This window comes from Streptomyces sp. NPDC056373 (genome assembly GCF_042262425.1).
Lineage (GTDB): Bacteria > Actinomycetota > Actinomycetes > Streptomycetales > Streptomycetaceae > Streptomyces.
Map to the genome: position 1 here is coordinate 92,866 of NZ_JBHJPX010000011.1, position 23,826 is coordinate 116,691.

The 23,826-nt window shown below is 70.4% G+C and carries 23 protein-coding genes, 1 tRNA gene and 1 pseudogene; 8 read left to right on the top strand and 17 right to left on the bottom strand.

The window, feature by feature from the left end:
- Positions 1 to 14: 14 nt before the first annotated feature.
- Positions 15 to 1,058: a fatty acid desaturase family protein gene (locus ACFCXS_RS23875; RefSeq protein WP_376645368.1), complete on the bottom strand. Its 1,044-nt coding sequence runs from the start codon at positions 1,056 to 1,058 to the stop codon at positions 15 to 17.
- A gap of 532 nt (positions 1,059 to 1,590) precedes the next feature.
- Positions 1,591 to 2,859: an ATP-binding protein gene (locus tag ACFCXS_RS23880; RefSeq protein WP_376645369.1), complete on the bottom strand. Its 1,269-nt coding sequence runs from the start codon at positions 2,857 to 2,859 to the stop codon at positions 1,591 to 1,593.
- 30 nt (positions 2,860 to 2,889) lie between these two features.
- Here ACFCXS_RS23880 and ACFCXS_RS23885 point away from each other — a divergent pair, with 30 nt between their 5' ends.
- Entirely contained in the window at positions 2,890 to 3,078 is a 189-nt protein-coding gene (locus tag ACFCXS_RS23885) for a hypothetical protein (RefSeq protein ID WP_376645579.1), read from the top strand.
- Positions 3,075 to 3,146 (top strand): annotated as a pseudogene (locus tag ACFCXS_RS23890) (VapC toxin family PIN domain ribonuclease); the annotation flags it as partial. The gene ACFCXS_RS23885 and the pseudogene ACFCXS_RS23890, both read left to right, overlap by 4 nt.
- 642 nt (positions 3,147 to 3,788) lie before the next feature.
- On the opposite strand, the gene ACFCXS_RS23895 reads toward ACFCXS_RS23890, so the two are convergent.
- The gene (locus ACFCXS_RS23895) at positions 3,789 to 5,306 is read right to left on the bottom strand and encodes a TerD family protein (protein WP_376645370.1); all 1,518 of its coding nucleotides are present in this window, start codon (positions 5,304 to 5,306) and stop codon (positions 3,789 to 3,791) included.
- 457 nt (positions 5,307 to 5,763) lie between these two features.
- On the opposite strand from ACFCXS_RS23895, the gene ACFCXS_RS23900 reads away from it, so the two are divergent.
- The 3 genes from ACFCXS_RS23900 to ACFCXS_RS23910 are packed head-to-tail and all read left to right on the top strand — an operon-like array spanning position 5,764 to position 6,632.
- Positions 5,764 to 6,030: a CopG family transcriptional regulator gene (locus ACFCXS_RS23900; RefSeq protein WP_376645371.1), complete on the top strand. Its 267-nt coding sequence runs from the start codon at positions 5,764 to 5,766 to the stop codon at positions 6,028 to 6,030.
- Entirely contained in the window at positions 6,027 to 6,470 is a 444-nt protein-coding gene (locus ACFCXS_RS23905) for a PIN domain-containing protein (RefSeq protein WP_256909125.1), read from the top strand. Before ACFCXS_RS23900 ends, ACFCXS_RS23905 begins: the two co-directional genes overlap by 4 nt.
- 21 nt (positions 6,471 to 6,491) lie before the next feature.
- Entirely contained in the window at positions 6,492 to 6,632 is a 141-nt protein-coding gene (locus ACFCXS_RS23910; protein WP_376645372.1) for a phage DNA packaging protein J, read from the top strand.
- A 133-nt stretch (positions 6,633 to 6,765) separates the two neighbouring features.
- Here ACFCXS_RS23910 and ACFCXS_RS23915 read toward each other — a convergent pair.
- Positions 6,766 to 6,836: transfer RNA gene (locus ACFCXS_RS23915), tRNA-Gly, on the bottom strand.
- 554 nt (positions 6,837 to 7,390) lie between these two features.
- Here ACFCXS_RS23915 and dcd point away from each other — a divergent pair.
- Together dcd and ACFCXS_RS23925 are read left to right on the top strand one after the other, a co-directional pair.
- Complete coding sequence (dcd, locus tag ACFCXS_RS23920; protein WP_053670409.1) at positions 7,391 to 7,966, top strand: dCTP deaminase; 576 nt, start codon at positions 7,391 to 7,393, stop codon at positions 7,964 to 7,966.
- A 26-nt stretch (positions 7,967 to 7,992) separates the two neighbouring features.
- Positions 7,993 to 8,490 carry a phosphoribosyltransferase gene (locus ACFCXS_RS23925; protein WP_376645373.1) on the top strand — a complete coding sequence of 166 codons (498 nt, stop codon included), beginning with the start codon at positions 7,993 to 7,995 and terminating at the stop codon, positions 8,488 to 8,490.
- 63 nt (positions 8,491 to 8,553) lie between these two features.
- Here ACFCXS_RS23925 and ACFCXS_RS23930 read toward each other — a convergent pair whose 3' ends face one another.
- The 13 genes from ACFCXS_RS23930 to ACFCXS_RS23990 form a co-directional block, all read right to left on the bottom strand.
- Positions 8,554 to 9,564, bottom strand: coding sequence for a Yip1 family protein (locus ACFCXS_RS23930; protein WP_376645374.1), 1,011 nt, complete (start codon positions 9,562 to 9,564; stop codon positions 8,554 to 8,556).
- An 85-nt stretch (positions 9,565 to 9,649) separates the two neighbouring features.
- Positions 9,650 to 11,002, bottom strand: coding sequence for an FG-GAP and VCBS repeat-containing protein (locus tag ACFCXS_RS23935; RefSeq protein ID WP_376645375.1), 1,353 nt, complete (start codon positions 11,000 to 11,002; stop codon positions 9,650 to 9,652).
- 20 nt (positions 11,003 to 11,022) lie between these two features.
- Positions 11,023 to 12,471: an FG-GAP repeat protein gene (locus ACFCXS_RS23940; protein ID WP_376645376.1), complete on the bottom strand. Its 1,449-nt coding sequence runs from the start codon at positions 12,469 to 12,471 to the stop codon at positions 11,023 to 11,025.
- A gap of 174 nt (positions 12,472 to 12,645) precedes the next feature.
- A complete protein-coding gene (locus tag ACFCXS_RS23945) occupies positions 12,646 to 14,070 on the bottom strand; it encodes a hypothetical protein (RefSeq protein WP_376645377.1) in 1,425 nt (474 codons plus the stop codon).
- A 35-nt stretch (positions 14,071 to 14,105) separates the two neighbouring features.
- Positions 14,106 to 15,509, bottom strand: a complete 1,404-nt coding sequence (locus tag ACFCXS_RS23950; protein WP_376645378.1) for an FG-GAP-like repeat-containing protein — start codon at positions 15,507 to 15,509, stop codon at positions 14,106 to 14,108.
- A gap of 325 nt (positions 15,510 to 15,834) precedes the next feature.
- Positions 15,835 to 16,215, bottom strand: coding sequence for a hypothetical protein (locus tag ACFCXS_RS23955; RefSeq protein WP_376645379.1), 381 nt, complete (start codon positions 16,213 to 16,215; stop codon positions 15,835 to 15,837).
- Positions 16,216 to 16,235: 20 nt separating this feature from the next.
- Entirely contained in the window at positions 16,236 to 16,868 is a 633-nt protein-coding gene (locus ACFCXS_RS23960; protein ID WP_376645380.1) for a hypothetical protein, read from the bottom strand.
- A 240-nt stretch (positions 16,869 to 17,108) separates the two neighbouring features.
- Positions 17,109 to 18,398, bottom strand: coding sequence for a glycosyltransferase (locus ACFCXS_RS23965; RefSeq protein WP_376645381.1), 1,290 nt, complete (start codon positions 18,396 to 18,398; stop codon positions 17,109 to 17,111).
- A 41-nt stretch (positions 18,399 to 18,439) separates the two neighbouring features.
- A complete protein-coding gene (locus ACFCXS_RS23970) occupies positions 18,440 to 18,613 on the bottom strand; it encodes a hypothetical protein (RefSeq protein WP_356002406.1) in 174 nt (57 codons plus the stop codon).
- Positions 18,614 to 18,640: 27 nt separating this feature from the next.
- On the bottom strand, positions 18,641 to 19,912 hold the full coding sequence (locus tag ACFCXS_RS23975) for a nucleotide sugar dehydrogenase (protein ID WP_376645382.1): 1,272 nt from the start codon (positions 19,910 to 19,912) through the stop codon (positions 18,641 to 18,643).
- A 507-nt stretch (positions 19,913 to 20,419) separates the two neighbouring features.
- Positions 20,420 to 21,220 (bottom strand): DUF1963 domain-containing protein, encoded by an 801-nt coding sequence (locus ACFCXS_RS23980; RefSeq protein ID WP_376645383.1) that lies wholly within the window; start codon positions 21,218 to 21,220, stop codon positions 20,420 to 20,422.
- Between the two features lie 325 nt (positions 21,221 to 21,545).
- Entirely contained in the window at positions 21,546 to 22,325 is a 780-nt protein-coding gene (locus ACFCXS_RS23985) for a GntR family transcriptional regulator (RefSeq protein ID WP_376645384.1), read from the bottom strand.
- Positions 22,322 to 22,834: a GntR family transcriptional regulator gene (locus ACFCXS_RS23990; protein WP_376645385.1), complete on the bottom strand. Its 513-nt coding sequence runs from the start codon at positions 22,832 to 22,834 to the stop codon at positions 22,322 to 22,324. Before ACFCXS_RS23990 ends, ACFCXS_RS23985 begins: the two co-directional genes overlap by 4 nt.
- 443 nt (positions 22,835 to 23,277) lie before the next feature.
- On the opposite strand from ACFCXS_RS23990, the gene ACFCXS_RS23995 reads away from it, so the two are divergent.
- On the top strand, positions 23,278 to 23,583 hold the full coding sequence (locus tag ACFCXS_RS23995; protein ID WP_376645386.1) for a hypothetical protein: 306 nt from the start codon (positions 23,278 to 23,280) through the stop codon (positions 23,581 to 23,583).
- The last annotated feature ends 243 nt before the right edge of the window (positions 23,584 to 23,826 follow it).

The following is a 23,826-nucleotide window of genomic DNA, read 5'->3' on the forward strand; positions in this document are numbered from 1 at the left end:
CCGGACGCCCGTTCCTACGCGGGAGTCCGGGGCCTCCGGAGTGGTGCTCCCGCCTGATGGAGGCTGACGAGGGCCAGCCGGTAGGAGGTGACCAGCCCGGTCTCCACGTAGTCCACGCCCAGGTCCTCGCAGTGGCGCCTGACGATGGGCCGGGCCTTGCGCAGGTTGGGGCTGGGCATGCTGGGGAACAGGTGGTGCTCGATCTGGTGGTTCAGCCCGCCCAGCGCGATGTCTGTGAGGCGGCCGCCGCGCACGTTGCGCGAGGTGAGTACCTGGCGGCGCAGGAAGTCCGGGCGGTCCTCGCCCTTCAGGATCGGCATGCCCTTGTGGTTGGGAGCGAAGAGGGAGCCGAGGTAGACACCGAAGAGGCACTGGTGGACGGCGAGGAAGGCGATCGCCATGCCGAGGGGCAGCAACCAGAACAGGACGGTCGGATAGACCGCGAAGTGCGCGAACAGCAGGACGCCGTCGAGTGCTCGGTGCTTGAGCGAGCGATTGGCCAGCGCCCGCACGCTCGACACGTGCAGGTTGAAGCCCTCCAGGGTCAGGAGCGGGAAGAAGAGGAACGCCTGCCGGCGGCCGATCAGACGCGGCAGCCCGGTGGCGGCCCGGGCCTGATCCTGGGACCAGACCAGCAGGTCGGGGTCGAGGTCGGGGTCGAGGTCCTCGTGGTTGGGGTTGGCGTGGTGGCGGGTGTGCTTGTCCTGCCACCACCCGTAGCCCATCCCGATACCGGCACCGGCGATCCGTCCCGACACCTCGCTGGCCCGGCGCCGGCGGAACACCTGACGGTGGGCCGCGTCATGGGCGAGCAGGGCGACCTGACCGAAGACGACGGCGAGGAAGGCGGCGACGGTCAGGGTCCACCAGCTGTCACCGATGAGCGCGACGGCGGCCCACCCGCCGACGTAGAGCCCGGCAACCACCGTGACTCGCAGTGCGTAGTAGCCGGGACGGCGGCCCATCAGGCCGGCATCGGCGATCTTCCTCGACAGCCGGGCGAAGTCACTGCCGGGCATCGCCGAGGACGGCGGGTTGAGCGTGGTACTTGCGGCCATGGCGGTGACACTCTCTCCGAAGGGGCGGATGGCTCGGCGCCGCTTCGGGAGCTGCAGAGACCGGGCCGCACGGAGGGTTGCGCTTCCGCCCTGCGGGAGGCGCACAGCGCCGTGGAGGACGACGTCTGCCCAGTCGGCCGGCGGAAGCTCAGGCCCTTGTCCGGGTGCGGGTTCCCTGCGGGGCGGGTCTCACACCGCGACAGCCTGTGGCGGCCAGGCGTATCGCGTCGGGCAGGCTGCAGCAGGCCGGCGACGTTCTGCGGGGCGGCTGATCGACGTGGGGTCAGAATCCCGTGACCACCGGGACCTGGGGCCGATCGCCCGGCGTGCGAAGCACCACAAGGAGGAGTCCACCCGCAGCCTGCCAGGTCCCTATGGTGCGGTGGTGGTGCGCGGGTCGCGCACTGGTCTGGGCAGCAAAGAACCCCTGGGCCTCTGACCGGGGGCACATGGAGCGGGTGACGAGAATCGAACCCGCGCTCTCAGCAGAATTCGGCGGCGCCGGGAAGGCCGTGCTTCCCGGGCGGGGACGCTAGAGGCGGGCGTACTGCTCCATCTGCTCGGCGAACTCCTGGGCCACGGTGGCGCTGACCGTGGGCTGCGTGTTGCGGATCGTGTCCAGGTAGTCGTGCGTGGAGGGGAGGACACGGGTACCGGTGTCGAAAGTGCGCTCGAATCCAGCCTGGGAGACGGTTCGTGCCACGTGGGCGATGTCGGCCGGTGTGAAACCCTCGCTGGCGGACGCGAGCGCCTCGCTGTCGGCCCTCGCGCCCGCTCGTGTCAGGTAGCTCTCCCACAGCGCGGTCCTGGCGCGGTGGTCGGGAGGGCCGATCGGCAGTACGTAGTCGAAGCGGCCGTGCCGCAGGAACGCGGAGTCGAGCGTGGTCACGTTGTTCGTGGCGCATACGAGCAGCCGCCCGTCCTGCCTGCGGAACCGGACGATCGCCTTGAGCAGCTCGTTGACGACGCCGACCGCGGTCGCGTCCGCGCCGCTGCGTGCGCCGGCGACCTCCTCGACCTCGTCGATGAACACCAGGACGTGGTCGAGCCGTGATATCTCGTCGAAGCGCCGGCTCAGCCCGCTCGCCAGGCCGTACTCGGCGGCCAGACGCGCGGGGAACAGCTCGAGGAAGGGCCATCCCAGGCGGCTGGCGATCGCGTGCGCGAAGGTGCTCTTGCCGGTCCCGGGCGGACCGAACAGCATCACCGCTCGCGGCAGTTCCACACCGTGCTCCGCGGCCAGTCCGGGATGGGCCAGCGGCAGGACCAGACGGCGCTCGATGAGCTGCTTCTCGTTCTGCATGCCCGCGACCTTCTGCCACAGTCCGCCGGGCGGCAGCTCCGCTCCGAGCGAGGAGAGCATGTCGGCCGCCTGCAAGGGCACCGGTCTGCGCTTCTCGAAGAGGACCAGGCCCGATCGGGCGCTGAACTCGCAGTTACGCAGCGCTGTTGCACCGGTCTCCCCCTCGGGCAGGGCGGCGTGGACCGCGCGGACACCGTCGGTGAAAAGCCGTTGCTCAAGGGCCGTGATCAGGGCGCTGCCCAGCCCCTGGTGCCGCCAGGCAGGTGCCGTGCAGATGCGCAAGATCCACGATCGGTCCCCCTCCACGCTGCTCACCGCGGCGCCGATGACCACGTCGTTCGCCGTGGCCACCACAGCGGGGTGGCGGGCCTGGAGGGCCGCCACGGCGTCCGAGAGAGGGAAGAGGGCCCGTTCTTCGGTCGTGCCGCTCTCCATGTCGACACGGAGGACTCCCTCGAGATCGTCCGGGGAGTAGTCCCGGACCCGCCAACCCGTCATGACCAGCTCCGCGTGTTCGGCCGTGTTCCCATCATCGGCCGCCACGTGGGGTACGCGCGCGGCAGCTCACCCGGGATGACGAACCGGGTCTGGGACGAGCCGCTGTTCTCGCGCACCTACGAGGGGCCGGGGCGCACGCTGTCCCAGTCGGAGGTCCGGGACACGGTCACCGAGGCCGTCCGGCGTGAGACCGGCACGGGGTCCGGATCCGCCGCGTGATCATTTTCATCGCCGATACGTCCGGCCTTCCGGCAGCCCTGGACTCGGCTCATCCGGAACACCGGGCGACCACCCGAACGAGGCCGGCATGAAGGCCGCGGCCTCCTTGGTGAAGTCCGTGCCGGGGTGACCTTCGCGCCGGGTACCGGCACCCTGCGCGGGCGCACCGACTGGCAGCGTTCGTCGGGGAACGGCAGGCTGAGGGCTCTCTCTACGCGATCTTGCATTGCGTGATGCGAAACCGCAGGTCAGCGGTGTGCGCCGCGATGGAAGCAGCCCCGCCATTGTTCCAACCAGCGTTTGTGCCCTCCACGTGCCCCATCTTCGAGCGCACCCTGCGATGAAAGCGCCGGAAAGCCAGTGGAAAAAAGCAAACCCCAGGCCGCTGACCTGGGGTTTCGGTCTTCATGGTGCCGATGTGGTTTGCGACCCGCCCACCGATCTAGACAACAAACAACCCCCGGATCTCTGACCTGGGGGTTCGTGCTATAGGGCTCTGACCTGTGCAGATGCCGTTTCCGCGGCGAGATCGTAAGTGTCGGTTCACACCGCTGTTGACCGTGGTTTTCCTTCCCGCGGGCACATTATGGGCACGGCTCCGGAGCAAGGTCTGGGGACGGGGCGACGGAACTTGGGAGGATTCCGCGTCCAGGCGTCTCGTGCCCAGGACATGTGTGGTTGCGGATGCGTAGAGGGTCGGCTTCCGGCTGTCACTCGACGGCGACTCCGTAGGCGCGGGCGAGGCCGTCGAGGCCGTCCGCCCATCCCTGACCGAGGGCCCGTAGCTTCCACGCGGGTACGCCGTCGAGGGTGTGTCGGTACAACTCGGCGACGACCATGGCTCGGATCTCCGGGTTTGCGGAGGGCTGGAATGCCCATGCGGCCCCGGTCACGCAGTCCATGTGCAAGGCGGCGTGGGTGAGAGCGCCGCAGTTCAGGCCCGTGTCGACGTCCATGTTGATGGCGATGGCGACGCGGCGCACTCGGTCGGGCAGGGCAGCCAGGTGAATGGTGGCGCGTTCGACGGAGTACAGACCCTCCTGCTGCTTGCCCAGAAGCCGTGCGGCACCGTCAGCAGAGAAGGGCTGGTTGTAGAAGACGAAGTCCTCGTCAGCCGCCACTCGGCCGTCCTCCCCGGTCAGGAAGAGGGTGAGGTCCGCGTCCGCGCCGGCGAAGCTGAAGGCGACGCCCAGCCCCTGCCAGGCGTCCTCGGGCAGGACGAGGGTCTGGCCGGGGATGAGCGAGGTGGGCAGCACGGGCGGTGTGGCGGGGGCAGGAGGCGGTCCTGCCGCCCTGTGTTGCTTCCATTCGACGAACGGCTTGATCCGATAGGGATCGGTGAGTGGGGCCCCGTCGGGCGGGGTGCCCGCGCCGAGGGTGACGTCAAGGTCGGCGAGTGACGGTTCGCCGGCGCCGGGTTCGTCCTCAGCATGGTCGAGCAGGTCCTGGAGGCCGGGCACGCGGCTGGTCTCGAGCGGCTTGATCGAGCTGGACAGATTGCCCGATGCGGTGGTGGTGACGGAGCAGGCTACGTCCTGCCCGATGTCCTGGAAGCGCAGGGCGTCCGCAGGTTCCCGCCAGGGCATGGACTCGATCGCCTGGCGCGTCCAGCGGCCGTAGGCCACGAAGCCGAGGCGCTGGGTGTCGGGCAGGCGGGTCAGCACGGCGAGGTCGATGGCTGTGATGCCGGGTGCGGTGGCGAAGCCCTCCTTCAGCGTGGCGACGATGTTGGAACCCATGGACGTCAGCCACCACAGGACGCGGTCCCGCTTGGTGAGGTTCTTCAGCGTCGGGCGTCCGCCGGGCGTGAGCCCAGGCGTCTGACCGGGGATGGAGTCGAGGTCCTGTTGCCGCACAACGACGGACAGCACCGAGCCGTCCACGCCTACGGCACAGCCGGCGGCCGGGTTGTCCGAGAAGGCGGTGTTCACCGCTTCGCAGACGGTGGCCTCGTCATTGGCGAGCAGGGCTTGCCACCAGTGTTCGGCCTCGTTCGTCAACTGATGGCGGATCTCCAGCAGTCGCGCTGTCTCGGCGGCCAGGTAGGCGGGCGCGTCCTGTTCCGCCCGTTGCCTGGCCGCAGCCCTCTCCGCGAGTGCCAGCCGCCCCACGCCCTGAAGATGGAACGTCCGGGCTTCGGCGAGCGCCCAGGACAGGCTCAGTTGGGGGGCGTCCGGGATGACGGGCGGATGCGCCGCGGGGAAGGACTCCAGATGAACGCTGGTCATCTGGCGCCTCAGATCCCGCAACTGAGCGATGGCGGCATCGCGCTCTGCCTCCTGCTGAGCCCGCTCTGCCTGACGGCGCGCCCGATCCAGTTGCGCGGCTGACGGGGCGACCGTACGAGATCGTGTCGTACGCCGCGTACTGGTGCCCCGTCGATTGCCGCCGAGGGAACTCGACGCGTAGAAGGGGCCGAGTCCGGTCGACATCCTGGCGCCGCCGCTGCCCACGCTGAGCCTCGCCGCACGTGGCCCGATCGAGGTGCGCACTCCACGAGTGGACACCCGCACACTCATCCCGGGCACACCGACACGGAAGCCGAACCCCATGACATACCCCTCTCCCCAGGAACAGTCTGACACCCGAAAGGGGCGTGTGAGGCCAGTTCGGCTGGTCCTCAGCAACACGACATGGAGAGGTGTGCCGGATACATCAAACCGGTACATGGACTACTCTTGGTACATGTCCATGAAGCGCACAAACGTCTACGCGGATCCCGAGGACCTGGCGATCATCAAGGATGCCGCCAAGCGCCGGGGTATAAGCGAGGCCGAGATCATCCGCCAGGGCATCCACCTCGCGGCCATGGCGAACCGGGTCTGGGACGAGCCGCTGTTCTCACGCACCTTCGAGGGGCCGGGGCGGACGCTGCCCAAGTCGGAGGTCCGCGACACGGTCGCCGATGCCGTCCGGCGTGAGAGCGGCTCGGGTTCCGGATCAACCGCGTGATCATTGTCATCGCCGATACGTCCGGCCTTCTGGCAGCCCTGGACTCGGCTCATCCGGAGTGCGCGGCGGCGAACGAGGCGATCATGGCGGCGGGCCTGCTGGTCATGTCTCCGCTCCTGCTGGCCGAACTGGATCACGTGGCGACGCGTGAGCTGGGCAGGGAGGCTGCCCTCAGCGCGGTCGACGACCTGCGGCGCTGGATGAGCCGCGGGCGTGTCGTGCTGCCGGAGATCACGGAAGACCACCTGGGCGCAGCCCAGTCCGTCCGTGTCCGTTACCGCGCACTGGACCTCGACCTCGCCGACGCGGTGAACGTGGCGCTAGCCGCCGACTACGACACGGACGCGATCCTCACCCTGGACCGACGAGACTTCCGGGCGGTGCGCCCGCTGGGCCGCCACAAGGCGTTCCGGGTACTCCCCGACGACCTCCCGCTCTGACGCAGGACCCTCGGCGGTCAAGTGCCCACTCCCACAAGGGGCCTGTGCCCCGCCCACGACACAGCACGTGCAGGACGGTTGTCGCCCTTGCCCGGGAACAGCGGGCTGAGGGCTCACCTCCGGCTCAACTACGTGAAAGGGCAGGTCAGCGCCACACTGTGACGTGATTGAGGCGCCCTCTCAAGGCGCGCGTGCCCTCTGCGTGCCCAATCTCGGGTGCAGGAGTAACCGTAAAACGCGGCAACGGCTCCCCCAAAAAACAAGCCCCAGGCCGCTGACCTGGGGCTTCAAGAAGAGCGGGTGACGAGAATCGAACTCGCGCTCTCAGCTTGGGAAGCTGATGTTCTACCATTAAACTACACCCGCGTAAGACGCCGACGGAGTCGGTGCCGAATGCTCGCTCACTCTACCTCATGCCAGGCCTCCGGTGTTTTCGCCGCGAGGCCTGAGGGCGTTTCAGGGATGGGATGCGGCTGCGGGGGAACGGAGTTGGGGCGTACGGTGGAGGGGCGTCAGGGGGCCCGGGCGGGACCGGAGTGCCGCCTGTGAGGCCGTCCCTTTGATCCCGTACTGTGGCTTTTGTCGTCAGGCAGCAACAGCCAGACGCGGCTCTTGGGGAAGGGACTCTTGGACTTGATGGAGCGCACCGTCGTCCGTTGTGCCGATGGGCACGTGTTCAGCACCGCTTCGTTCCCGATGCAGCAGGCCGAGCGGCTCGGCCCCGGCCGGCTGCTTCGGTGCCCGCGATGTGCGCGGCTCCGGAGCGTGGTGCCCGTCAGCTATCAGAAGCGGTAGCGGTGGCAGCACCTGCGGCATACAGCCGTGGCAGCAGGTGACGGACACAGCAGACAGCAACAGGCACAAGGCGCGCGGAGACGTCCGGTTGTGGTCGCTCCGCGCGCCTTGCGTATCCTCGGGGCGTGCTTCTCTCAGACAAGGACATCCGGGCCGAGATCGACGCCGGACGGGTGCGGATCGATCCGTATGACGACGCGATGGTGCAGCCGTCGAGCATCGATGTGCGGCTGGACCGCTACTTCCGGGTGTTCGAGAATCACCGGTACCCGCACATCGACCCCGCCATCGAGCAGGCCGATCTGACCCGGCTCGTGGAGCCGGAGGGGGACGAACCGTTCATCCTGCACCCCGGTGAGTTCGTCCTCGCCAGCACGTACGAGGTCATCACGCTGCCCGACGATCTCGCCTCCCGGCTTGAGGGCAAGAGCTCGCTGGGGCGGCTGGGGCTGGTCACGCACTCGACGGCCGGTTTCATCGACCCCGGCTTCAGCGGGCACGTGACCCTGGAGCTGTCCAACCTCGCCACCCTGCCCATCAAGCTCTGGCCGGGCATGAAGATCGGCCAGCTGTGCATGTTCAAGCTGAGCTCCCCCGCCGACTTCCCCTACGGCAGCGAGCGGTACGGATCCCGGTACCAGGGGCAGCGCGGGCCGACCGCCTCCCGGTCCTTCCTCAACTTCCACCGGACCCAGGTGTGAGCGACCAGAACGTGAGCGACGCAGGCATGAGTGACGTGCGCGAGAACCTGACCTACGAGAGGTTCGGCGTCGCCGTGCGCGAGCTCGCGCAGGCCATCGCCGACGACGGCTACGAGCCCGACATAGTCCTCAGCATCGCCCGCGGCGGCGTCTTCGTGGCCGGTGGGCTCGCCTACGCCCTCGACTGCAAGAACATCCACCTCGTGAACGTGGAGTTCTACACAGGGGTGGGGACGACCCTCGAGATGCCCGTCATGCTCGCCCCCGTCCCGAACGTGATCGACTTCTCCGAGAAGAAGGTCCTGATCACCGACGACGTCGCCGACACCGGCAAGACGCTCAAGCTGGTCCGCGACTTCTGCCTCGACACCGTCGCCGAGGTGCGCAGCGCCGTGATCTACGAGAAGTCCCAGTCGCTCGTGAGGTGCGAGTACGTCTGGAAGCGGACCGATCAGTGGATCAACTTCCCGTGGTCCGTCGAGGAACCCCTGGTGCGGCGCGCCGGGCAGGTTCTCGACGCCTGACCAGCGGGACCGGACACGAGAGAGGGGCTCCCCAGGGAGCCCCTCTCTCGTGTGCGCGGAGAATCAGACCGTGCCCAGCTTCACGATCGACAGCAGGGCGATCAGCTGGATGGCCGACGCGCCCAGCGCCTTCGGCCAGGGCAGGTCGTGGGAGCGGCCGACCATGAGGGTCAGCAGGGCGCCGCCCGCGACCCAGGTGGCCCAGCCCAGCAGCTGGACGAACGTCGCGTCGCCGCCCGCGAACATCGCGAAGACCAGGCGGGGCGCGTCCGTGAGGGACATGATCAGCATGGACAGGCCGACCGTGGGCTGCCAGGCGCCGTCGCCGCCGAGCTGGCGGGCCAGCGTGTGAGTGACCACGCCCAGGACGAACGCGCTGAGCACCATCGCCACGGCCGTCGTCAGGACGATCGGCACCGCGTTCGACAGTGTGGCGTTTATCGCATCCGCGCGGGCGCCGTCGAAGCCGAAGACGGCGAGCAGGCCGTAGAGGAACGTGACGACGAGGGCCGGGCCCCACATCGAGTAGTCCCGCATCTGGAGGAACGTCTGGTTGGGGGCGAGGACGATCCCCCGGAGCAGGGCCTTCCAGTGCAGGCGCGGGCCGACCGGGCCGGGCGCCGGGGCCGCCGAGCCGGCACGGTAGGTGTCGCCCTGGGTGTAGGGGTCGTCGCCGACCGAGAAGGCCTGGGTGTGGCCCGGGTTGTTCGCGGCGTACGGGTCGGCCGGACCCTGTGGGCCGGGCGGGTACGCGCCGTCGCCGAAGTACTCCGGCTCGCCCTGCCCGCCGTAGCCGCCGCCGTGTGCGGCGTTCGGCTGCGGCCACGTGGGGCCGCCGCCGTTGCCGTACGGCTGCTGCTGCGGGTACGGCTGCGGCGCCGGCGGGGAGCCGTACGACGGTCCCTGCGGCGTCTGCTGCCCGTACGGAGGGTTGTGCGGTCGCGTCTGAGGAGCGCCGTTGTTCCGGCCGCGTCCGATCCTGAATCCAGCCACGTCTTCGAACGTACCTGGTCCCCGGCGGTCGCGTGCCGGGCCCGGGCTTGCGGGCCCGGCTTTGCGGCCGAGCTGTGACATCCCTTAAGGGGAAGGGGCTTTGGGTGTCCGTGGGGCGTCAGGGTTCGGCCGTACGGGCCTCGCCCCGGGTCCTTGGCACACGGCCTCAGTCGGGAAGCGTGCCGCCCAGTTCCGGCAGGGGGATCGCGCCGGTCTTCGTCGGGACCGTGCTCGTGCCGCGCATGAGCAGCGCGCCGCTCGCCGCGCCGATGGCCAGGTCGGCCTTGCCGTCGCCGGTCAGGTCGCGCAGGCGGAGGGTGTAGCCGAAGGCGGCGCCGGAGTCGGCGGGGCCGAGCACCGTCTGGGCGATCCACGAGGAACGCGCGCCGCTGAGGCCGCCGGAGCCGCCGCGGAAGACGTGGACGCCGCCCTGGTCCCGGTCGCCCGCGACGTCCTCGTGCGGGACGCCGACCGCGAGGTCCGCGTAGCCGTCGCCGTTGGTGTCGGCGGCCGAGATCGCGTAACCGAAGTTGTCGTCGGCCTCGGGGCTGCCGGAGACGCCGGAGGTCGCCTGGGTGAGGGTGACCGACGTGCCCGGGCCCGACGACGTGCCGCGCCAGACGGTGACCGCGCCCTTGCCGTTGTCCTTGTCGGGCACGCCGAGGGCGATGTCGCCGTAGCCGTTCTTGTCGAAGTCGCCGATCACGGGGCTCGGGTAGAGGCCCTCCTGCCGGTCGCTGAGGGTCTTGGAGGCGCCCGAGGCGAGGCCGGAGGAGGTGCCCTTCAGGTACCAGGCGCGCTCGCGGATCCGGCTGTCGTCGATCTCCGTGCCGATCACCACCAGGTCCGTCCTGCCGTCCCCGTCGACCTTTCCGGCTCCGAGGGCGGTGGAGTACCAGCCGCCGGAGCTCTTGTCGATCTTGCTGACCCTGCCGGTGGTGCCCGACTTGGTGAAGGGGCCGCGGTACAGCCACGCCTCCTCGCCGCCGATCACGGCCAGGTCGGGGGAGCCGTCGCCGGTGAAGTCGCCGGTGGCCAGGTCGCGGCCGAAGTGACCCACCGCACCGCCGACGGGGGCGATGCTGGTGCCACCGGACAGGCCGGACTTCGAGCCCCACAGGACGGTGACGGTGCCGCGGTATTCGTCACTGCCCACGTGCTCGGTGGGGTTGCCGACGACGAGGTCCGCGTAGCCGTCCTTGTTCAGGTCGGCGCTCGCGAGGGACGCGCCGAACTGGTCGTCCTCCTCGCCGGAGCCCGGCACGCCCGCGCTGTCCTGGTGGAGGTACTTCGGGTGGGCGGTGTCGAGGCCGGTGGCGGTGCCGTACACGACGGTGATCGTGCCACCCTCGCGGTCGACGTCGTCGTAGCCGCCGTAGGCGAGGTCGCGGCGGCCGTCGCCGTTGAAGTCGTCGTAGTGCTTGGCCGGTGCCGCGGTGGCGGGACCGGCGAGGAGCACGGGCGTGATGCCGGTCGCCAGCAGGGCGGCGACCAGGGCGGTCGTGGTGGATCTGCGCATAGGGGTCTCCTGTTTTTCCGTCAGCCGGTGAGGCCGGTGCCGAAGGCGCCGTAGGCGCGGGTCCGGCCGAGGCTGCCGGGGCCGAAGGTGCGGGCGCCGTCGGTGACGGGGCCGGTGGCCGAGCCGCGCAGGGCCGTGATCGCGCCGATGCCCTCGTCCTCGAAGCCGGCGGTGACGGTGAACTCGGCGTGGCCGTCCTTGCTGACGTCCCTCAGCAGGGCGTCGGAGCCGAAGTAGTCGATGGCCTCGGCCGTGCCGGGGACACCGGCGGTGTTCTGGGTGACGGTGCGGGCGCCGGTGCGCGCGAGACCGGAGGCCGAGCCGTTCATGAGGATCACGGCGCCGGCGTCCTCGGTGGTGCCGAGGTCCTCGAAGGGGACGCCGATGGCGAGGTCGCCGTAGCCGTCGCCGTTGGTGTCGCCTATGGACACGGCGCCGCCGAAGCCGTCGTTCGCCTCGTCGGCGCCGGGGACGCCCTCGGAGTCCTGGGTGAGCTGGGCCATGGGCGCGTCGCCGTTGACGGGGCCGCCCTCGGAGCCGCGGATGACGACGACCTTGCCGCCGAGACTGCCGGTGTGGTCGCTCCCCTTGCCGAACACGTTGCCGAGGGCGATCTCGTCGTAGCCGTCGCCGTCGATGTCGCCGAAGGCGAGGGTGGTGCCGCCGTTCAGGGCGCGGGGGGCCGAGGTGTCCGGGCCGGTGGGGGAGCCGAGGTAGGCGACGCCCTTGGACCAGCTGCTCGCCTCCTCCCCGCTGGTGAAGACCCGGTAGGTGAGGACCAGGTCCGACCTGCCGTCGGCGTCGGTGTCGCCCGCGCCCAGGGCGTCGACGATCCACGCCGGCTCGGGGGTGGAGATCTTCTGGGTGGCGCCCGTGGTGCCGGTGGTGGTGAAAGGGCCGCGGACGACGTAGACGTCGTCGGTGTCGGCGCCGACGGCCAGGTCCGCCTTGCCGTCGCCGTCGAAGTCGCCCGCGGTCAGCAGGTTGCCCCAGTTGTTGTGGGCGGAGGCGGCCGGGTCCTTGACCGTCGTGCCGCTGTGCAGGCCGTTCGCCGAGCCCCACAGGACGGTGACGGTGCCGCCGTCGGTGTCGGTGCCGTCGCGGTCGCCGGGAGCGCCGACCGCGAGGTCGGTGTAGCCGTCGCCGTTCAGGTCGGCCGTGGCGAGCGCGTGGCCGAAGGTGTCATCGGCGCCGGCGTCGCCGGGCACCCCGTCGGAGTTCTGGCTGACGACGGTGTGCTTCGCCGGGTCGAGTCCGGTGTCGCCGCCGTAGGCGACGGCGACGTAACCGGCCATGCTCTTGCCGTCGACCTTGGCGTACGGGGTGGCGAAGGCGATGTCGCCGTAACCGTCGCCGTTGAAGTCGGCGGTCGGGCCGGTGGCGGGTGCGGCGGTGGCCGCCGTCGTGGGCAGGGCCGTGAGCAGGCCGGTGGCCAGGGCCGTGGCCAGGAGCAGGGTGCGCTTGCGCATCAAGATCCCCGTCGGGTCGTCGGGTCGTCGGGTCGTCGGGTCGTCGGGTCGTCGGATGTTCGGTCGTGAGGTCGCCGTCGTCGCCGGTGACCGTCGGTGGCCTTCGGGCCGACGCTCCGGTGGGGCGTGGCCGGGCGTCGGCCGTCCGGCCGGAAGGTGGGGCTGTGGGGCCGGTCAGGAGTTGAGCGCCGTGCCGTAGCCGGGCGTGCCGGCCGTGGAGATGCCCGTCGTGCCCGGGCCGAAGCTCGTCGAGCCGGAGGCGGCCGGGCCGGTCGCCGTGGAGCGCAGGGACCAGACGGCGCCGTCGCCGGTGTTCTCGCCCGGTGCGGAGACGGACAGGTCGGCGCGGCGGTCGCCGGTGTGGTCGGTGAGCGTGACGCGCTCGCCGAACCGGTCGCCCTTCTCGGAGGCGCCGGGCACACCGGCCGTGTTCTGGCTGTACGAAGCGGCGCCCTTGGTGGTCAGGCCGGACGCCGAGCCGAACAGCACGGTGACGGCGCCGGCCGAGCTGTTCTCGCCCGGGGTGCCGATCGCCAGGTCGGCGTACCCGTCGCCGTTGACGTCGCCGAGGGAGACGTCGCCGCCGAACCGGTCGCCCTTCTCGGCGGCCCCGGGCACACCGGCGGTGTCCTGGGTGAGGACGAGCGGGGCGCGGTCCGGGGCAGGCCCCTCGGGACCGCCGTAGACGACGGTCACCTTGCCGCCGAGGGCGCCGCCCGGGTCGGCGGCCACCTCCCGGTCGTTGCCCACGGCGATGTCGTCGTGGCCGTCGCCGTCGATGTCGCCGACGGCGGAGACGAACCCGGCGGGCAGCTTCTGCAGCCAGTCGTTGTAGTTGTCGATCTCCATGTCGGCCAGGGCGGTCGTGGCGGCGCCGTCGTGCGCGGCGCGGCCGTGCAGGACCACGCGGGGGTGGCCGTCCCCGGTGACGTCGCCGGAGGAGAGCCGGGTGACGCCGCTCGTGGACGCCCACCGGTCGTTGCGCGAGCCCGAACCGCCGTTGGAGCCGCTGGACTTGGTGATCGGGCCGTCCACGAGGGAGAGAGTGATCGGGCCGGTGGAGCCGACCGCGACGTCCACGTCCCCGTCGTTGTCGAAGTCGCCCGTGGCCAGGGCCTGGCCGTAGCGGTCGTAGTCGGTGCTGAAGAAGCTGAACAGCGAACGGGCGCCGGACAGGCCGGACGCCGAGCCCCAGACGACGGTGACCGTGCCGTCGTTGCTGTCGCTGCCGTCCTCGCCGGGCGTGCCGACCAGCAGGTCGGCGTAGCCGTCGGTGTTCAGGTCGGCGGAGGCGAGGGCGGAACCGAAGGCGTCGTCGGCCTCGGCGGTGCCCGGCATCCCGGCCGTGTTCTGCGTCAGCAGGGTCCGGGTGGAGGTCTTCGGGCCGCTCGCGCCGCCGTAGACCACCGACACGGCACCCGCCCGCGCCTGCCCGGCGACCGTGGCGCCCGGCGCGCCGATCGCGAGGTCGGCGCGGCCGTCGCCGTTGAAGTCGTAGGGCGCGGCGGCCGGCGCGGCGTGCGCGGCCGGGACGGACAGGGCGAACGCGAGCGGCGTCAGGGCCGCGGCGAGGACGGTGGAAGCGGTACGGGTGCGCATGGGCGTACGGGCCTCACGGGTGGGTCGACGGGGCGTCACTGGGCGATGGCCGAACCGAAGTAGAGGCCGGTCTTGAGGGCGACGGCGGTGGTGGTGATGCCCTGCGCGCCGCTGGTGGTCAGGCCGGAGGCGGAGCCGCGCAGGAACCACAGGCCGCCCGTGGAGTTCTCGCCGTCGACGCCGACGGACAGGTCCGCCTTGCCGTCCTTGGTCACGTCGGTCAGGTCGACGGCGGAACCGAACCGGTCCCAGGACTCGGCGGAACCGGGCACCCCGGCGGTGTCCTGGGTGTACGACTTCGCGCCGCTGGTCTTCAGGCCGGACGCGGAGCCGAACAGCAGGGTCACCGAGCCGGCGTCCTTCGCCGAGCCGAGGTCCTCACCCGGGGCGGCGACCGCGACGTCCGCGTACCCGTCGCCGTTGATGTCGCCGGTGCTCACGGACGTGCCGAAACCGTCGTCCGGCTCGCCCGCGCCGGGCACGCCCTCCGTGTCCTGGTGGACGACGGCCGGCTGCTGCGCCGGGTCGGGGCCGTTCGGGCCGCCGTACCAGACGGTGATCCGGCCGCCCACGTGGCCGCCGGGCTTGAGTTCGTACGGGTCCCCGGAGTCGCCGAGGACGAGGTCGCCGTAGCCGTCGCCGTCGATGTCGCCGATCGCGCCCTGGGTGCCGTCGGCGTTCGGCAGCTCGGCCATCTTGTGCGTCGTGCCGTTCCAGCGGAAGTAGAGGATCTCGCCGCCGGAGTCGCCGTCGACGGTGAAGGGGTAGACGCGCTCGGCCGCTCCGTCGCCGGTGAGGTCACCCGCGATCACCTCGGACGTGGTGCCGAGCTCACCGACGCGGAGGTTGTTCAGCGGGCCGCCGGTGCGGGTGAAGGGGCCGTTGTAGATACGGGTGTGGCTCTGGCCGGTGAGCGTGACGTCCGTGTCGCCGTCACCGTCGAAGTCGCCGGTGGCGATGCCCCGGGAGAAGCTGCCGTACTCGGAGAGCGTCGACGGCTGCGGCAGGCCCTTGCCGCCGGCCGGCCCGGACTTGCTGCCCCACAGGACCGTGCCGGAGCCGACGGCGTCCCGGTCACCCACGCTCTCGCCGGTGGCGCCGACCACGAGGTCGGAGTAGCCGTCGCGGTCCAGGTCGCCGGTGGCCAGGGAGGCGCCGAACAGGTCGCCGGACTCGGCGGTGCCGGGCACTCCCGTGGAGTTCTGGGTGATGACGGCCTTGCGGGTGGCCGACACGCCGGACGCCGAGCCGTACAGCACGACGACGGCGCCGGCGCAGGAGGCCGAGCCGACGGTGGTGCACGCGGCGCCGACCGCGATGTCCCGGTATCCGTCGCCGTTGAAGTCCCCGGCGAGTCCGGAGGGGGCGGCGGTGGCCGGGGTGGCGGAGAGGAGGCCGGTGGTGAGGGCGGCGGCCAGCAGGAGGGTGCGCTTGCGCAAGGCGGTGCTCCGGAGGTCTGCATGCGGGGGATGCCTGGCGGACATCCACAGTCGATGGAGGGCCGGTTGTCCGTGTTCGCCGGGAGTTGTCCGGAGGTTCACGGCCGGTCGGCGATCAAGAGACCTGCGGAGGCACGTAAGGGTTGTACGTGAGTTCGGTTAATTTCCGGGTTGAGCCGGGGGCGTCCGGGGCCGGGGGCGTCCGGGGCCGGGGACGGCCTCGCCGGAGGGGATCCGCCCCCGAGACCTGTCGGACGGCCGTGTCCGGCGGGACGGCGACCCGCCGGACACGGCTGTTCCCTGTTCAGGAAGGGGTGTCCTGTGCTCAGAACAGGTGAGGTGCCAGACCGGCGGTCGCGCCCCCGATGACGGGCACGAGCAGCACCGGCCAGCCGCGTGCGCTGCGCAGCGGCGACTCCTCCTGGCGGATGATCAGCGCCAGGGCCATGCCGGCCATGGCCGGGAGGACGATCCCGAGAACGGCGAGCACGAGCAGGTTGGGCACCTCGTGGCGGGTGACGGCCCATCCCGCGCCGAGGCTGAGCGCCGCGGCGGTGAGCAGTTCGCCGGTCGGCTGGATGAGGCCGAGGCGGGGACGATCGGCCCCGGCGACCCTCGCCCGGGTGCGGACGACCGTGAGCATCCAGATGATGCCCGTGACGACCAGCAGGGTTTCGCAGGCGAAGACGACGTTCGCTGCCGGCATGTCGATGCCTCCGATCGGTGTTAGTGGCAGGCTGCCTTGACGCCTTCGAGTCCCAGGAGCTGGGCGCCGACCCACTGGAGGTCGTTGGCGAGCGTGTGTCCCCTGCCCTTGCGGATGGCCTTGATCGCGCTCACGATCCGCTTGACCCCGACGCGCTTCGCCACCTTCACGATCTTCACCATCTTGGCGGCGGGCAGGAGGTTGGTGCCGATGGCGACCGCGACGGCGCCCATGCAGCCGAAACTGGGCCAGCCGAAGCCGACCAGTGGCTGCCCCGGCTTCCGGTTCTGCTGCTGCTTGAGGTAGGCGGCGGTCGCCTCGTCACCCTGTGCCAGCACGTCCTCGGGTACGGACAGCATGGAGTTGAGCAGGGCTTCCCACTGGGCGTCGTCGGCGTCGTCGTCGGCGACGGCGGAGGCCGGAGCGGTGAGGCCGGCGGCGGGAGCCTTGAGGCCGGCGGCGGCGACCGGAGCGGTGTAGTCGGCGGCGACCGGAGCGGTGATGTCGGCGGAGGCCGGAGCGGTGGTGCGAGGGGCGGCCTCCGCCGCGTGCGCACCGGTGCTCGCGGTGAAGATCGCGCCCGCGGTCAGGGCGGACACGAGCATGGCGGTGCCGCTCGTGAAGAGGGTCCGGTCGGTCGTTCTGGTGAACATCTGTCCCCGTGTGTTTCTCATGGGTGTTGCGCGCACGCGCAACTGCCCGCCCTGGCAAGGCGGGAGAGAAGCGCGTGCGTGTGTGGTCGAGATCAACAGAAGCAGACCGAGATCGGGTGGGCTGTGATGGAAGCCACGGTTCCGGCCTCTATGTCCAGGAAATGTGCGGATGTCACGCCCCGATAACCATCTGATCCCAGGCGCAGCACCGATGGAACCTTCAAAACTCAACCAGTGCTGCTACACGGCGAGCCCAGCCGTTCCACCCGCCTCCGCCGATCCGGGCTTGGGCAGCGCCGTCTTCGCCGTCAGGCCCCGCGACTGCCACGCGTTGTCACGCAGCTTGAACAGGGCCCAGTAGCGGGTCGGGCACAGCAGCACGATGTTCATGAACACGGCCGCCGGAGTGCCGACGAGCCAGGAGTGCCAGCGCTGGCGGGCGGTCATGTCCGGGCGCATCAGGACGTAGAGGCCGGACTGGCCGAAGCGCACCACCAGGTACACGGCGAGATACACCAGGGCGATGCCTGGATTGTGGTACCGGCCGCCCAGCGTCAGGAGCGTCATGACGACGATCCAGGCCAGTATCACCGGGGTGATGACGAGCTGGAGCAGCCCGAACGTCGGCGAGATGAGCTGCTTCAGCGACAGCCGCGCGTACACGAACGGCAGCATCCACCACCACGAGCGGGCCCATCGCAGCCGCTGCCGGTAGGTCTTGGCCAGAGTGGTCGGCATGTCGGTGACGACCCCGGCCTCGTTGACGGCCACGACCTCACCGCGCATGAGCGCCCTGAGCGCCAGCCAGCGGTCGTCGCCCGTGCCGCACTCCACCTCGTAGGCGTCGAGGTGGTCGTAGAGCAGCTCGGCGCGGTAGAGGGCCAGGGCCCCCGAGGTGGTCTCCAGGGCCCCGAGCATGGAGCGCGAGGAACGCATCATCACGCACGAGGTGCCGATGTCGATGTCCGCCGCCCGGGAGACCCAGGTCTCCTCGAAGTTGCGGATGTAGATCATGCCGGTGGTGGCCTGGATCCGCGGGTTGCTCATGGCCCGCAACTGCTGCTCCAGCGCGTCCGGGAAGGGCTCGCCGTCGGAGTCTATGGTGAGGACGAAGTCGAAGTGCTTGCCCTGCTCCTGGAGGTGCCGCAGCACGGTGACCTGCGCCCCGCGCTTGCCCTTGTTCTCCTGCCGGTGCCAGAAGACCCGGGGGTGGTCGAAGGGCTCGACCGGGTGCTGCCGCGAGCCGTCGTCGATGACGTGGATCTCGTCGACGGGGTGGGTCTGCGCCAGCAGCGACCGCACGGTGCGGTGCAGGTTCTCCGTGGGCTCCTCGAACGCCGGGATGATCGCCACCGTCCGGCCGGGAGCGACCGGGAGGTGGGTGAATGACCGGCCCTTCAGGAACGACACCAGGCAGAGCACGATCACCGCCATGCCCAGCCACCAGTAGAAGGTCAGAATCGGGCTCTTGGACTGGATGTGCACCACCACGGTGGCGGCGGCCAGGGCTGCCACCACCACAGCGGTCACCACGGTGAGCCTCACCCGCGGCGCACGGTTCTGCGACGTGCTCAAGCGGTCACTCGCTTGCCGCGGGTCGCCATGCGGAAGACCGCGACTCCGCCGATCACGAGGAGCATCGCCGCCAGCACGATCCACCCGAGCGCCGTTCCGCCGGTCGCGGCCAGCGCCGCTCCGCCCGTGGCGGTCCCGATCGCGGCGCCCACACCGTTCTGTCCGTACATGTCGTGCCTCTTCCTTTCCGTGGCTCGCTAGAGCCGTTCGATGTGGGGTGCGGCGGTCATGACGCCGCGAGTGTCGAGTACGAAGGCGGCCTCCGCCGCGAGCCGTTCCAGATCGAACTCGCCGTGCGGGGTGAGCAGGACGACCGCGTCGAAGTCGGCGACGCACGTGCCCGTGCCCACGTCTTCCGCTTCCGCCGCGAAGGGGATGGTCCGGCTGCCGCCGTCGGGCAGATAGGGGTCCACGACGGTGACGTCCGCCCCCATCTGCCGCAGCCGCTCGGTGACTTCGACGGCCGGGGACTGACGGGCGTCCGACGTGCCCGGCTTGTAGGCCGCCCCGAGGGCGAGGATCCGCGCCCCGTGGACGCTCCGCCGGAACCGCCGGCTGAGGGCGTCCTGGAGGCGGCGAACGACGTAGTCCGGCTGGCTCTCGTTGATGTCCTGGGCCAGCTCGATGAGCCGGAAGGTCTGCCCGTGCCGGGCCTTGACGTGGTGGCTGAGGTAGACCGGGTCGATGGGCAGGCAGTGCCCACCGACGCCGGGCCCGGGCAGGAACTTGGTGAACCCGAAGGGCTTGGTCGCGGCCAGTTCCAGCGTGTGCCAGACGTCGACGCCGAGCGTGTGCGCCATCCGCGACAGCTCGTTGACCAGCGCGATGTTGACGTGCCGGTAGGTGTTCTCGAACACCTTGGCCAGCTCGGCCTCTTCCAGCCCCGAGGCGGGCACCGCGACGTCGGTGACGGTGTCGTAGAAGGCCTTCACGCGCTCCAGGCAGCCCTCGGTCAGCCCGGCGACGATCTTCGGCGTGTTCTCCAGACGCCAGTCGGGGTTGCCGGGATCGATGCGCTCGGGGCTGAACCCGACGTGGAAGTCCTTCCCCGCGACGAGGCCGGAGCCCTCCTCCAGCAGCGGGATGAGGACGTCACGCGTGGTGCCGGGATGGGTCGTCGACTCGAGTACGACGGTGGCGCCCGGCTCGATCCACCCGGCGAGCGCACGGCCGGCGGCCCGGACACAACTCAGGTCCGGGGCACGGTCGGTGAGCGGCGTGGGCACGGTGATGACGGCGACGTCGAACCCCTTGAGGTCCTGCGGGTCGGAGGTCGCGTAGTAGGCGTCCGAGTCGAGCACCGCCCGGAGCCGGTCGTCGCCGATGTCCTCGACGTACGACGACCCGGCGGCCAGTGCCGCGCAACGCGCCCGGTCGGGCTCGTAGCCGGTGACGGTGTGCCCGGCCTCGGCGGCCCTCACGGCAAGGGGCAGGCCGACATAGCCCTGCCCCAGCACACATACGTGCATGGTGGATTCCTCACCCCTGAAGTACGGCCGTCTGTTCCTGAAGCAGGCGGCCGTGGCGTGGTGTTGCGTGAGAAGCGGCGTGGGAACGGCACCGCCGCCGCGTCACCGGACTGCCGGGCCCCCTTGCCCGACCGTGCGCAAAGCGCAACCGGCGATCTTCACAAACCCCCCTCATTTGTGGACTTTCATAGTTCAACAAAAATTCGCTGAACGGAACCCTCTTTACTGTTTCGATACGAGTGAAGTGCGCGACGAGAAACTGCTGTTGAGGTGTGACGCTCAGTCAATTGCCTGCAGGCAACCTTGGCGCAGGTTTGTGATCTTCACATTTCGAGGCGAGGCTGGCCCTGCGGAGGGGGTTCGGCAAGTGCATTCGCGAATATCGTGCGCCCCCGAGTGCGCCCCCCGTACCCCCGCATCGCCCGGCTCCCACCCGGCTCGCGGACGGCTGCCGGTTACCCGCGGTCAGCCCAGGTGGCACGGCCCTTGATCCCGCTGTGCGTCGTGTCAGCCGCAGATGAGCTGGGCCACCGCCCGGTCGAAGTCGCCGGCGGCGAGTGCCTCGGCCGGGATGGTGAAGTACAGCGTCCCGGCGTCGCCCCAGCCCCAGTCCAGGTCGGTGTCCTCGGCGAGCTGGAGCAGATGGACGGCCGCCGTGCCGTCGTCGTCCCTGGACGACACCGGCAGCGTGTGCGAGGTGTCGGGCCAGCCGAAGGCGCAGTGGCTGCCGGCGGTGTTGCCGTCGAGATCCGCCAGCTCGGTGAGGATCAGCGAGGACACCGCCCAGTGCTCGTCCCGGTCGAACTCCAGGTCGTCGTCCTCGACGTCCCAGCAGTCCGGGAGCATGGTCACCTCCACCGCGTGGACGGGCGTCGCCGGGTAACTCAGCGCGGGCCGGGGGGCGGTGACGGAGACCGCCCGTGCCGGGTCGGCCGGAATGACGCGCCACACCCCGGGCTGGTACACGTCCAGCTTGCGGTACTCCTCGTACGGCAGGTCCGGGTCCAGGTAGAAGAAGTTCAGCAGGCCCGGCCGCACGGGCAGTTGGGCGCCCAGCCAGGGGGCGAAGGCGTCCGTGTCCAGAACGGCGTGCAGGGACAGCGGTACGCCGCTCAGTTCGGGCCAGGCCGTCCCGGGTTGGAGCAGAGCGGGGCCGCCGAGCCGGCACTGACCCGTCGCCCCGGCCTCGTCCGTCGCTGCGATCAGCCGGAACCCTCGGCGCGCAAGCGCGGCGAACTGCCGGCCGGCCTTCTCGCCGAGCCGCTGCGTGCACACGTCGTCGAGGCTGCCGGGATCGTCGAACTGCATACCGGGATCTTGCCAACCACGCGGCAGCTCCGCCAGGCCGGTCGGGCCTCGTCGGGTACGTGCATGACCTCTCTGTTCTCGTGGTGGTCAGGGTCTCGGTGCGCTGGCCGGCGGCTTCATCGTCGACACGCTGTCCCTCCAGGGCGTCCTGTGGCTCGGCGGAGCCTGCGCCCTGGCAGCCGCAGTGGCTCTCTGGAGGGCCCGCACCAGAACCTGCGATGACTTCGGATCCCGCCAGGCATCGTGGCTCCTGGACGACGGGTGCCGGACCGCAGCGGGCACGCTGAGGCCTGCCACTGACAGGCCCATCTGCGAGCCGGGGGTGTCACTCAGCCGCGAACTCGTACTGCAACTCGTAGAGATGTCCTGCCTTCACCATCGAGGTCGCTTCGATCGGGCGTCCGTCGGCGGCATGGACCACCCGGAGGGTGCACAGGACAGGCAGGCTGCCGGGCAGGCGCAGTGCCTCGAACTGTTCCTGTGTGGGGACTCGGGCCGAGACCCGGTCCACACAGTGATGGGGCGTGTGGCCCAGTTCTCGAAGCAGGCTTGCGGTGCCGCCCTTGATGCGGTGCCGGTCCGCCAGCGGCGTATCCCGGGCGATGTCCGAAGGGTAGTAGGACTGCACGAGTTCCGCCGGTTCGTCGTCGATCAGCAGCAGCTGGCTGCGGAGTACGGCCGTGTCATCGTCCCGAAGACCGAGGGCGGCGCGAATGTCCGCGGGTGCGCTGGTCTCCGTCACGTCGAGCAGTGTGATGCGGGCGTCCCTGCCGTGATGAGCCGCCTCGGACAGCCAGGGGTAGGGCTCGCCGGAGGGTGCCGGTGTGAGGGACGTGGCGGGGCGTATCGTCCGCTGCCTGTGCTCGCGTACCGTCACCGCCGCACCGGCCCGACCCACCACCAGGCGCTCGTCCTTCAGGAGAAGGAGCGCTTTCTGGACCGTAGCGTTCGATGCGTCGAAGCGGGTTCTCAGCTGGGCCGTGGAGGGCAGGTTCGCGCCCGGCGGCAGGTTGCCGGTCATGATGTCGTCGCGCAGGTCGGCCGCGATCCGTTCGTGCAGTGAGCGGCGGTCGTGGGCTTCCGGTTCTGCCTTGGGCACGGTCATCCGATTCTGATCTCGTAACGCAACTGCTGACGCTGGGCGGGCATCACCATACGGTCCACCTGAATCGGCTGGTCGTCGCGGTTCAGGGTGAGTCTGGTCAAGCGCAGGACGGGATCCGTCCCGGTGAGCCGCAGGGCCTCTTGCTCGTCTTCATCCGGCAGGCCGGCCGTGACGTCCTCCCTCACCAGGGCGCCGACATGTCCCAACTCGGCGAGCAGAGTGACGGCTCCGCCCCGGATCTTCGCCGTTCCGGCAAGAGGGGTACCTCGGGCGATGGCGATGGGGTAGTAGGTGTCGGTCAGTTCGTTCGGCTCGTCGTCCAAGAGGATCAGGCGGCGTCGCACAACGACCGGCTCTCCGTCCCTGATTCCGAGCGGTCGCGCGACCTCAGCCGGAGCGGGCACCTCTCCGGCATGGGTGATGCGCTGCGAGCCACGCCTGCCCTGGGCTGCCGCGTCCGCGGTCCAGGCGTCACCCTGCCCTTGCTCCCGGGGCGTCAGGTACGGCATCGACGTGCTGATCCACCTGCTCGCACTCAAAGTGTCCTCCCGGAACGGACGCTCGCGACGACCTTGCCGCTTTACACGGTAAGCGACCAGGTGGCCAAGGGTTGCTGACGCACGCTCTATTACCTTGCTGGCTTTCGCGAAAAGCATTAAGGTGAGTCCATGGTTGAGCTCCTTCGCCGTCTCCTCGCCTGGGCGGGCTTCTCGTGTCAGCCCCGCCGGGCGCACCAGCGTGCGTCATGTGATCCCTCCGCCGCAGCGGTTGTTCCGTCTCCGCGGCTCCCCTCCCTCCCCTCCCATCGCAGCCCCTACTGCACGAATGCGGTGATCGACGGCCCCTCCACCGTGGCCGTGCGGCCCTACCTCGTTGCCCATGAGCAGCGAGGGCGTCAACTCTGCGGTCCTGGAGCGGACCTGCATCTCTCCGCCGGTGTTGAGGCGGCCTGATGAGCACCGGCCCGCGTCGCACGCTTCGCCTGCTGCCCTGGACCGGTCCCGAGGCCAAGTCCTGCTTTCTGATCACCGACGGCGCAGGACGTCTGTCCCGTCTGGCCGATCTCGCCGAAGCGACCCAGCTCGACATGGGTGCCCGACTCCTGGCCCATGCCGAGGACCTGCTCCCCGACGCCACCGAGACGCAACTCCGCTTTCTCGCGGAGCGTCTCACCGAGGCGCTGCGGGACATCCTGCGCGTTGCCGAAAGCCGGGGGCAGGCACACGGCGACGGGCCCTCGGAGTTGCCCTCCCCGTGAGGCCCGCCGACCAGGATCGGAGTTGCCCTCCCCGTGAGGCCCGCCGACCAGGAGCAGGTGTCCCCCGAATGCACCCTCGCCACCCGCCCCGGCTACCAGGACCTCCACACCCACTGCCGTCAGACCCGCGACCTGCCCCTCCCCTTCGCCCTCGGCATCCTGCTCCAGCCCCGCTGCGGCTGCCCGTGCCACCCGTACCGCTGCGGCGGCGGACCGCCCCGCCCCCCGCCTGATCTCCTACCC

Excerpts from the sequence above, each read along its gene's own strand:
- ACFCXS_RS23875 (WP_376645368.1), bottom strand. The coding sequence starts at position 1,058 with ATGGCCGCAAGTACCACGCTCAACCCGCCGTCCTCGGCGATGCCCGGC.
- ACFCXS_RS23880 (WP_376645369.1), bottom strand. The coding sequence starts at position 2,859 with ATGACGGGTTGGCGGGTCCGGGACTACTCCCCGGACGATCTCGAGGGA.
- ACFCXS_RS23895 (WP_376645370.1), bottom strand. The coding sequence starts at position 5,306 with ATGACCAGCGTTCATCTGGAGTCCTTCCCCGCGGCGCATCCGCCCGTC.
- ACFCXS_RS23900 (WP_376645371.1), top strand. The coding sequence starts at position 5,764 with ATGTCCATGAAGCGCACAAACGTCTACGCGGATCCCGAGGACCTGGCG.
- ACFCXS_RS23925 (WP_376645373.1), top strand. The coding sequence starts at position 7,993 with ATGAGTGACGTGCGCGAGAACCTGACCTACGAGAGGTTCGGCGTCGCC.
- ACFCXS_RS23930 (WP_376645374.1), bottom strand. The coding sequence starts at position 9,564 with ATGTCACAGCTCGGCCGCAAAGCCGGGCCCGCAAGCCCGGGCCCGGCA.
- ACFCXS_RS23935 (WP_376645375.1), bottom strand. The coding sequence starts at position 11,002 with ATGCGCAGATCCACCACGACCGCCCTGGTCGCCGCCCTGCTGGCGACC.
- ACFCXS_RS23940 (WP_376645376.1), bottom strand. The coding sequence starts at position 12,471 with ATGCGCAAGCGCACCCTGCTCCTGGCCACGGCCCTGGCCACCGGCCTG.
- ACFCXS_RS23945 (WP_376645377.1), bottom strand. The coding sequence starts at position 14,070 with ATGCGCACCCGTACCGCTTCCACCGTCCTCGCCGCGGCCCTGACGCCG.
- ACFCXS_RS23955 (WP_376645379.1), bottom strand. The coding sequence starts at position 16,215 with ATGCCGGCAGCGAACGTCGTCTTCGCCTGCGAAACCCTGCTGGTCGTC.
- ACFCXS_RS23960 (WP_376645380.1), bottom strand. The coding sequence starts at position 16,868 with ATGTTCACCAGAACGACCGACCGGACCCTCTTCACGAGCGGCACCGCC.
- ACFCXS_RS23970 (WP_356002406.1), bottom strand. The coding sequence starts at position 18,613 with ATGTACGGACAGAACGGTGTGGGCGCCGCGATCGGGACCGCCACGGGC.
- ACFCXS_RS23975 (WP_376645382.1), bottom strand. The coding sequence starts at position 19,912 with ATGCACGTATGTGTGCTGGGGCAGGGCTATGTCGGCCTGCCCCTTGCC.
- ACFCXS_RS23980 (WP_376645383.1), bottom strand. The coding sequence starts at position 21,220 with ATGCAGTTCGACGATCCCGGCAGCCTCGACGACGTGTGCACGCAGCGG.
- ACFCXS_RS23985 (WP_376645384.1), bottom strand. The coding sequence starts at position 22,325 with ATGACCGTGCCCAAGGCAGAACCGGAAGCCCACGACCGCCGCTCACTG.
- ACFCXS_RS23990 (WP_376645385.1), bottom strand. The coding sequence starts at position 22,834 with ATGCCGTACCTGACGCCCCGGGAGCAAGGGCAGGGTGACGCCTGGACC.
- ACFCXS_RS23995 (WP_376645386.1), top strand. The coding sequence starts at position 23,278 with ATGAGCACCGGCCCGCGTCGCACGCTTCGCCTGCTGCCCTGGACCGGT.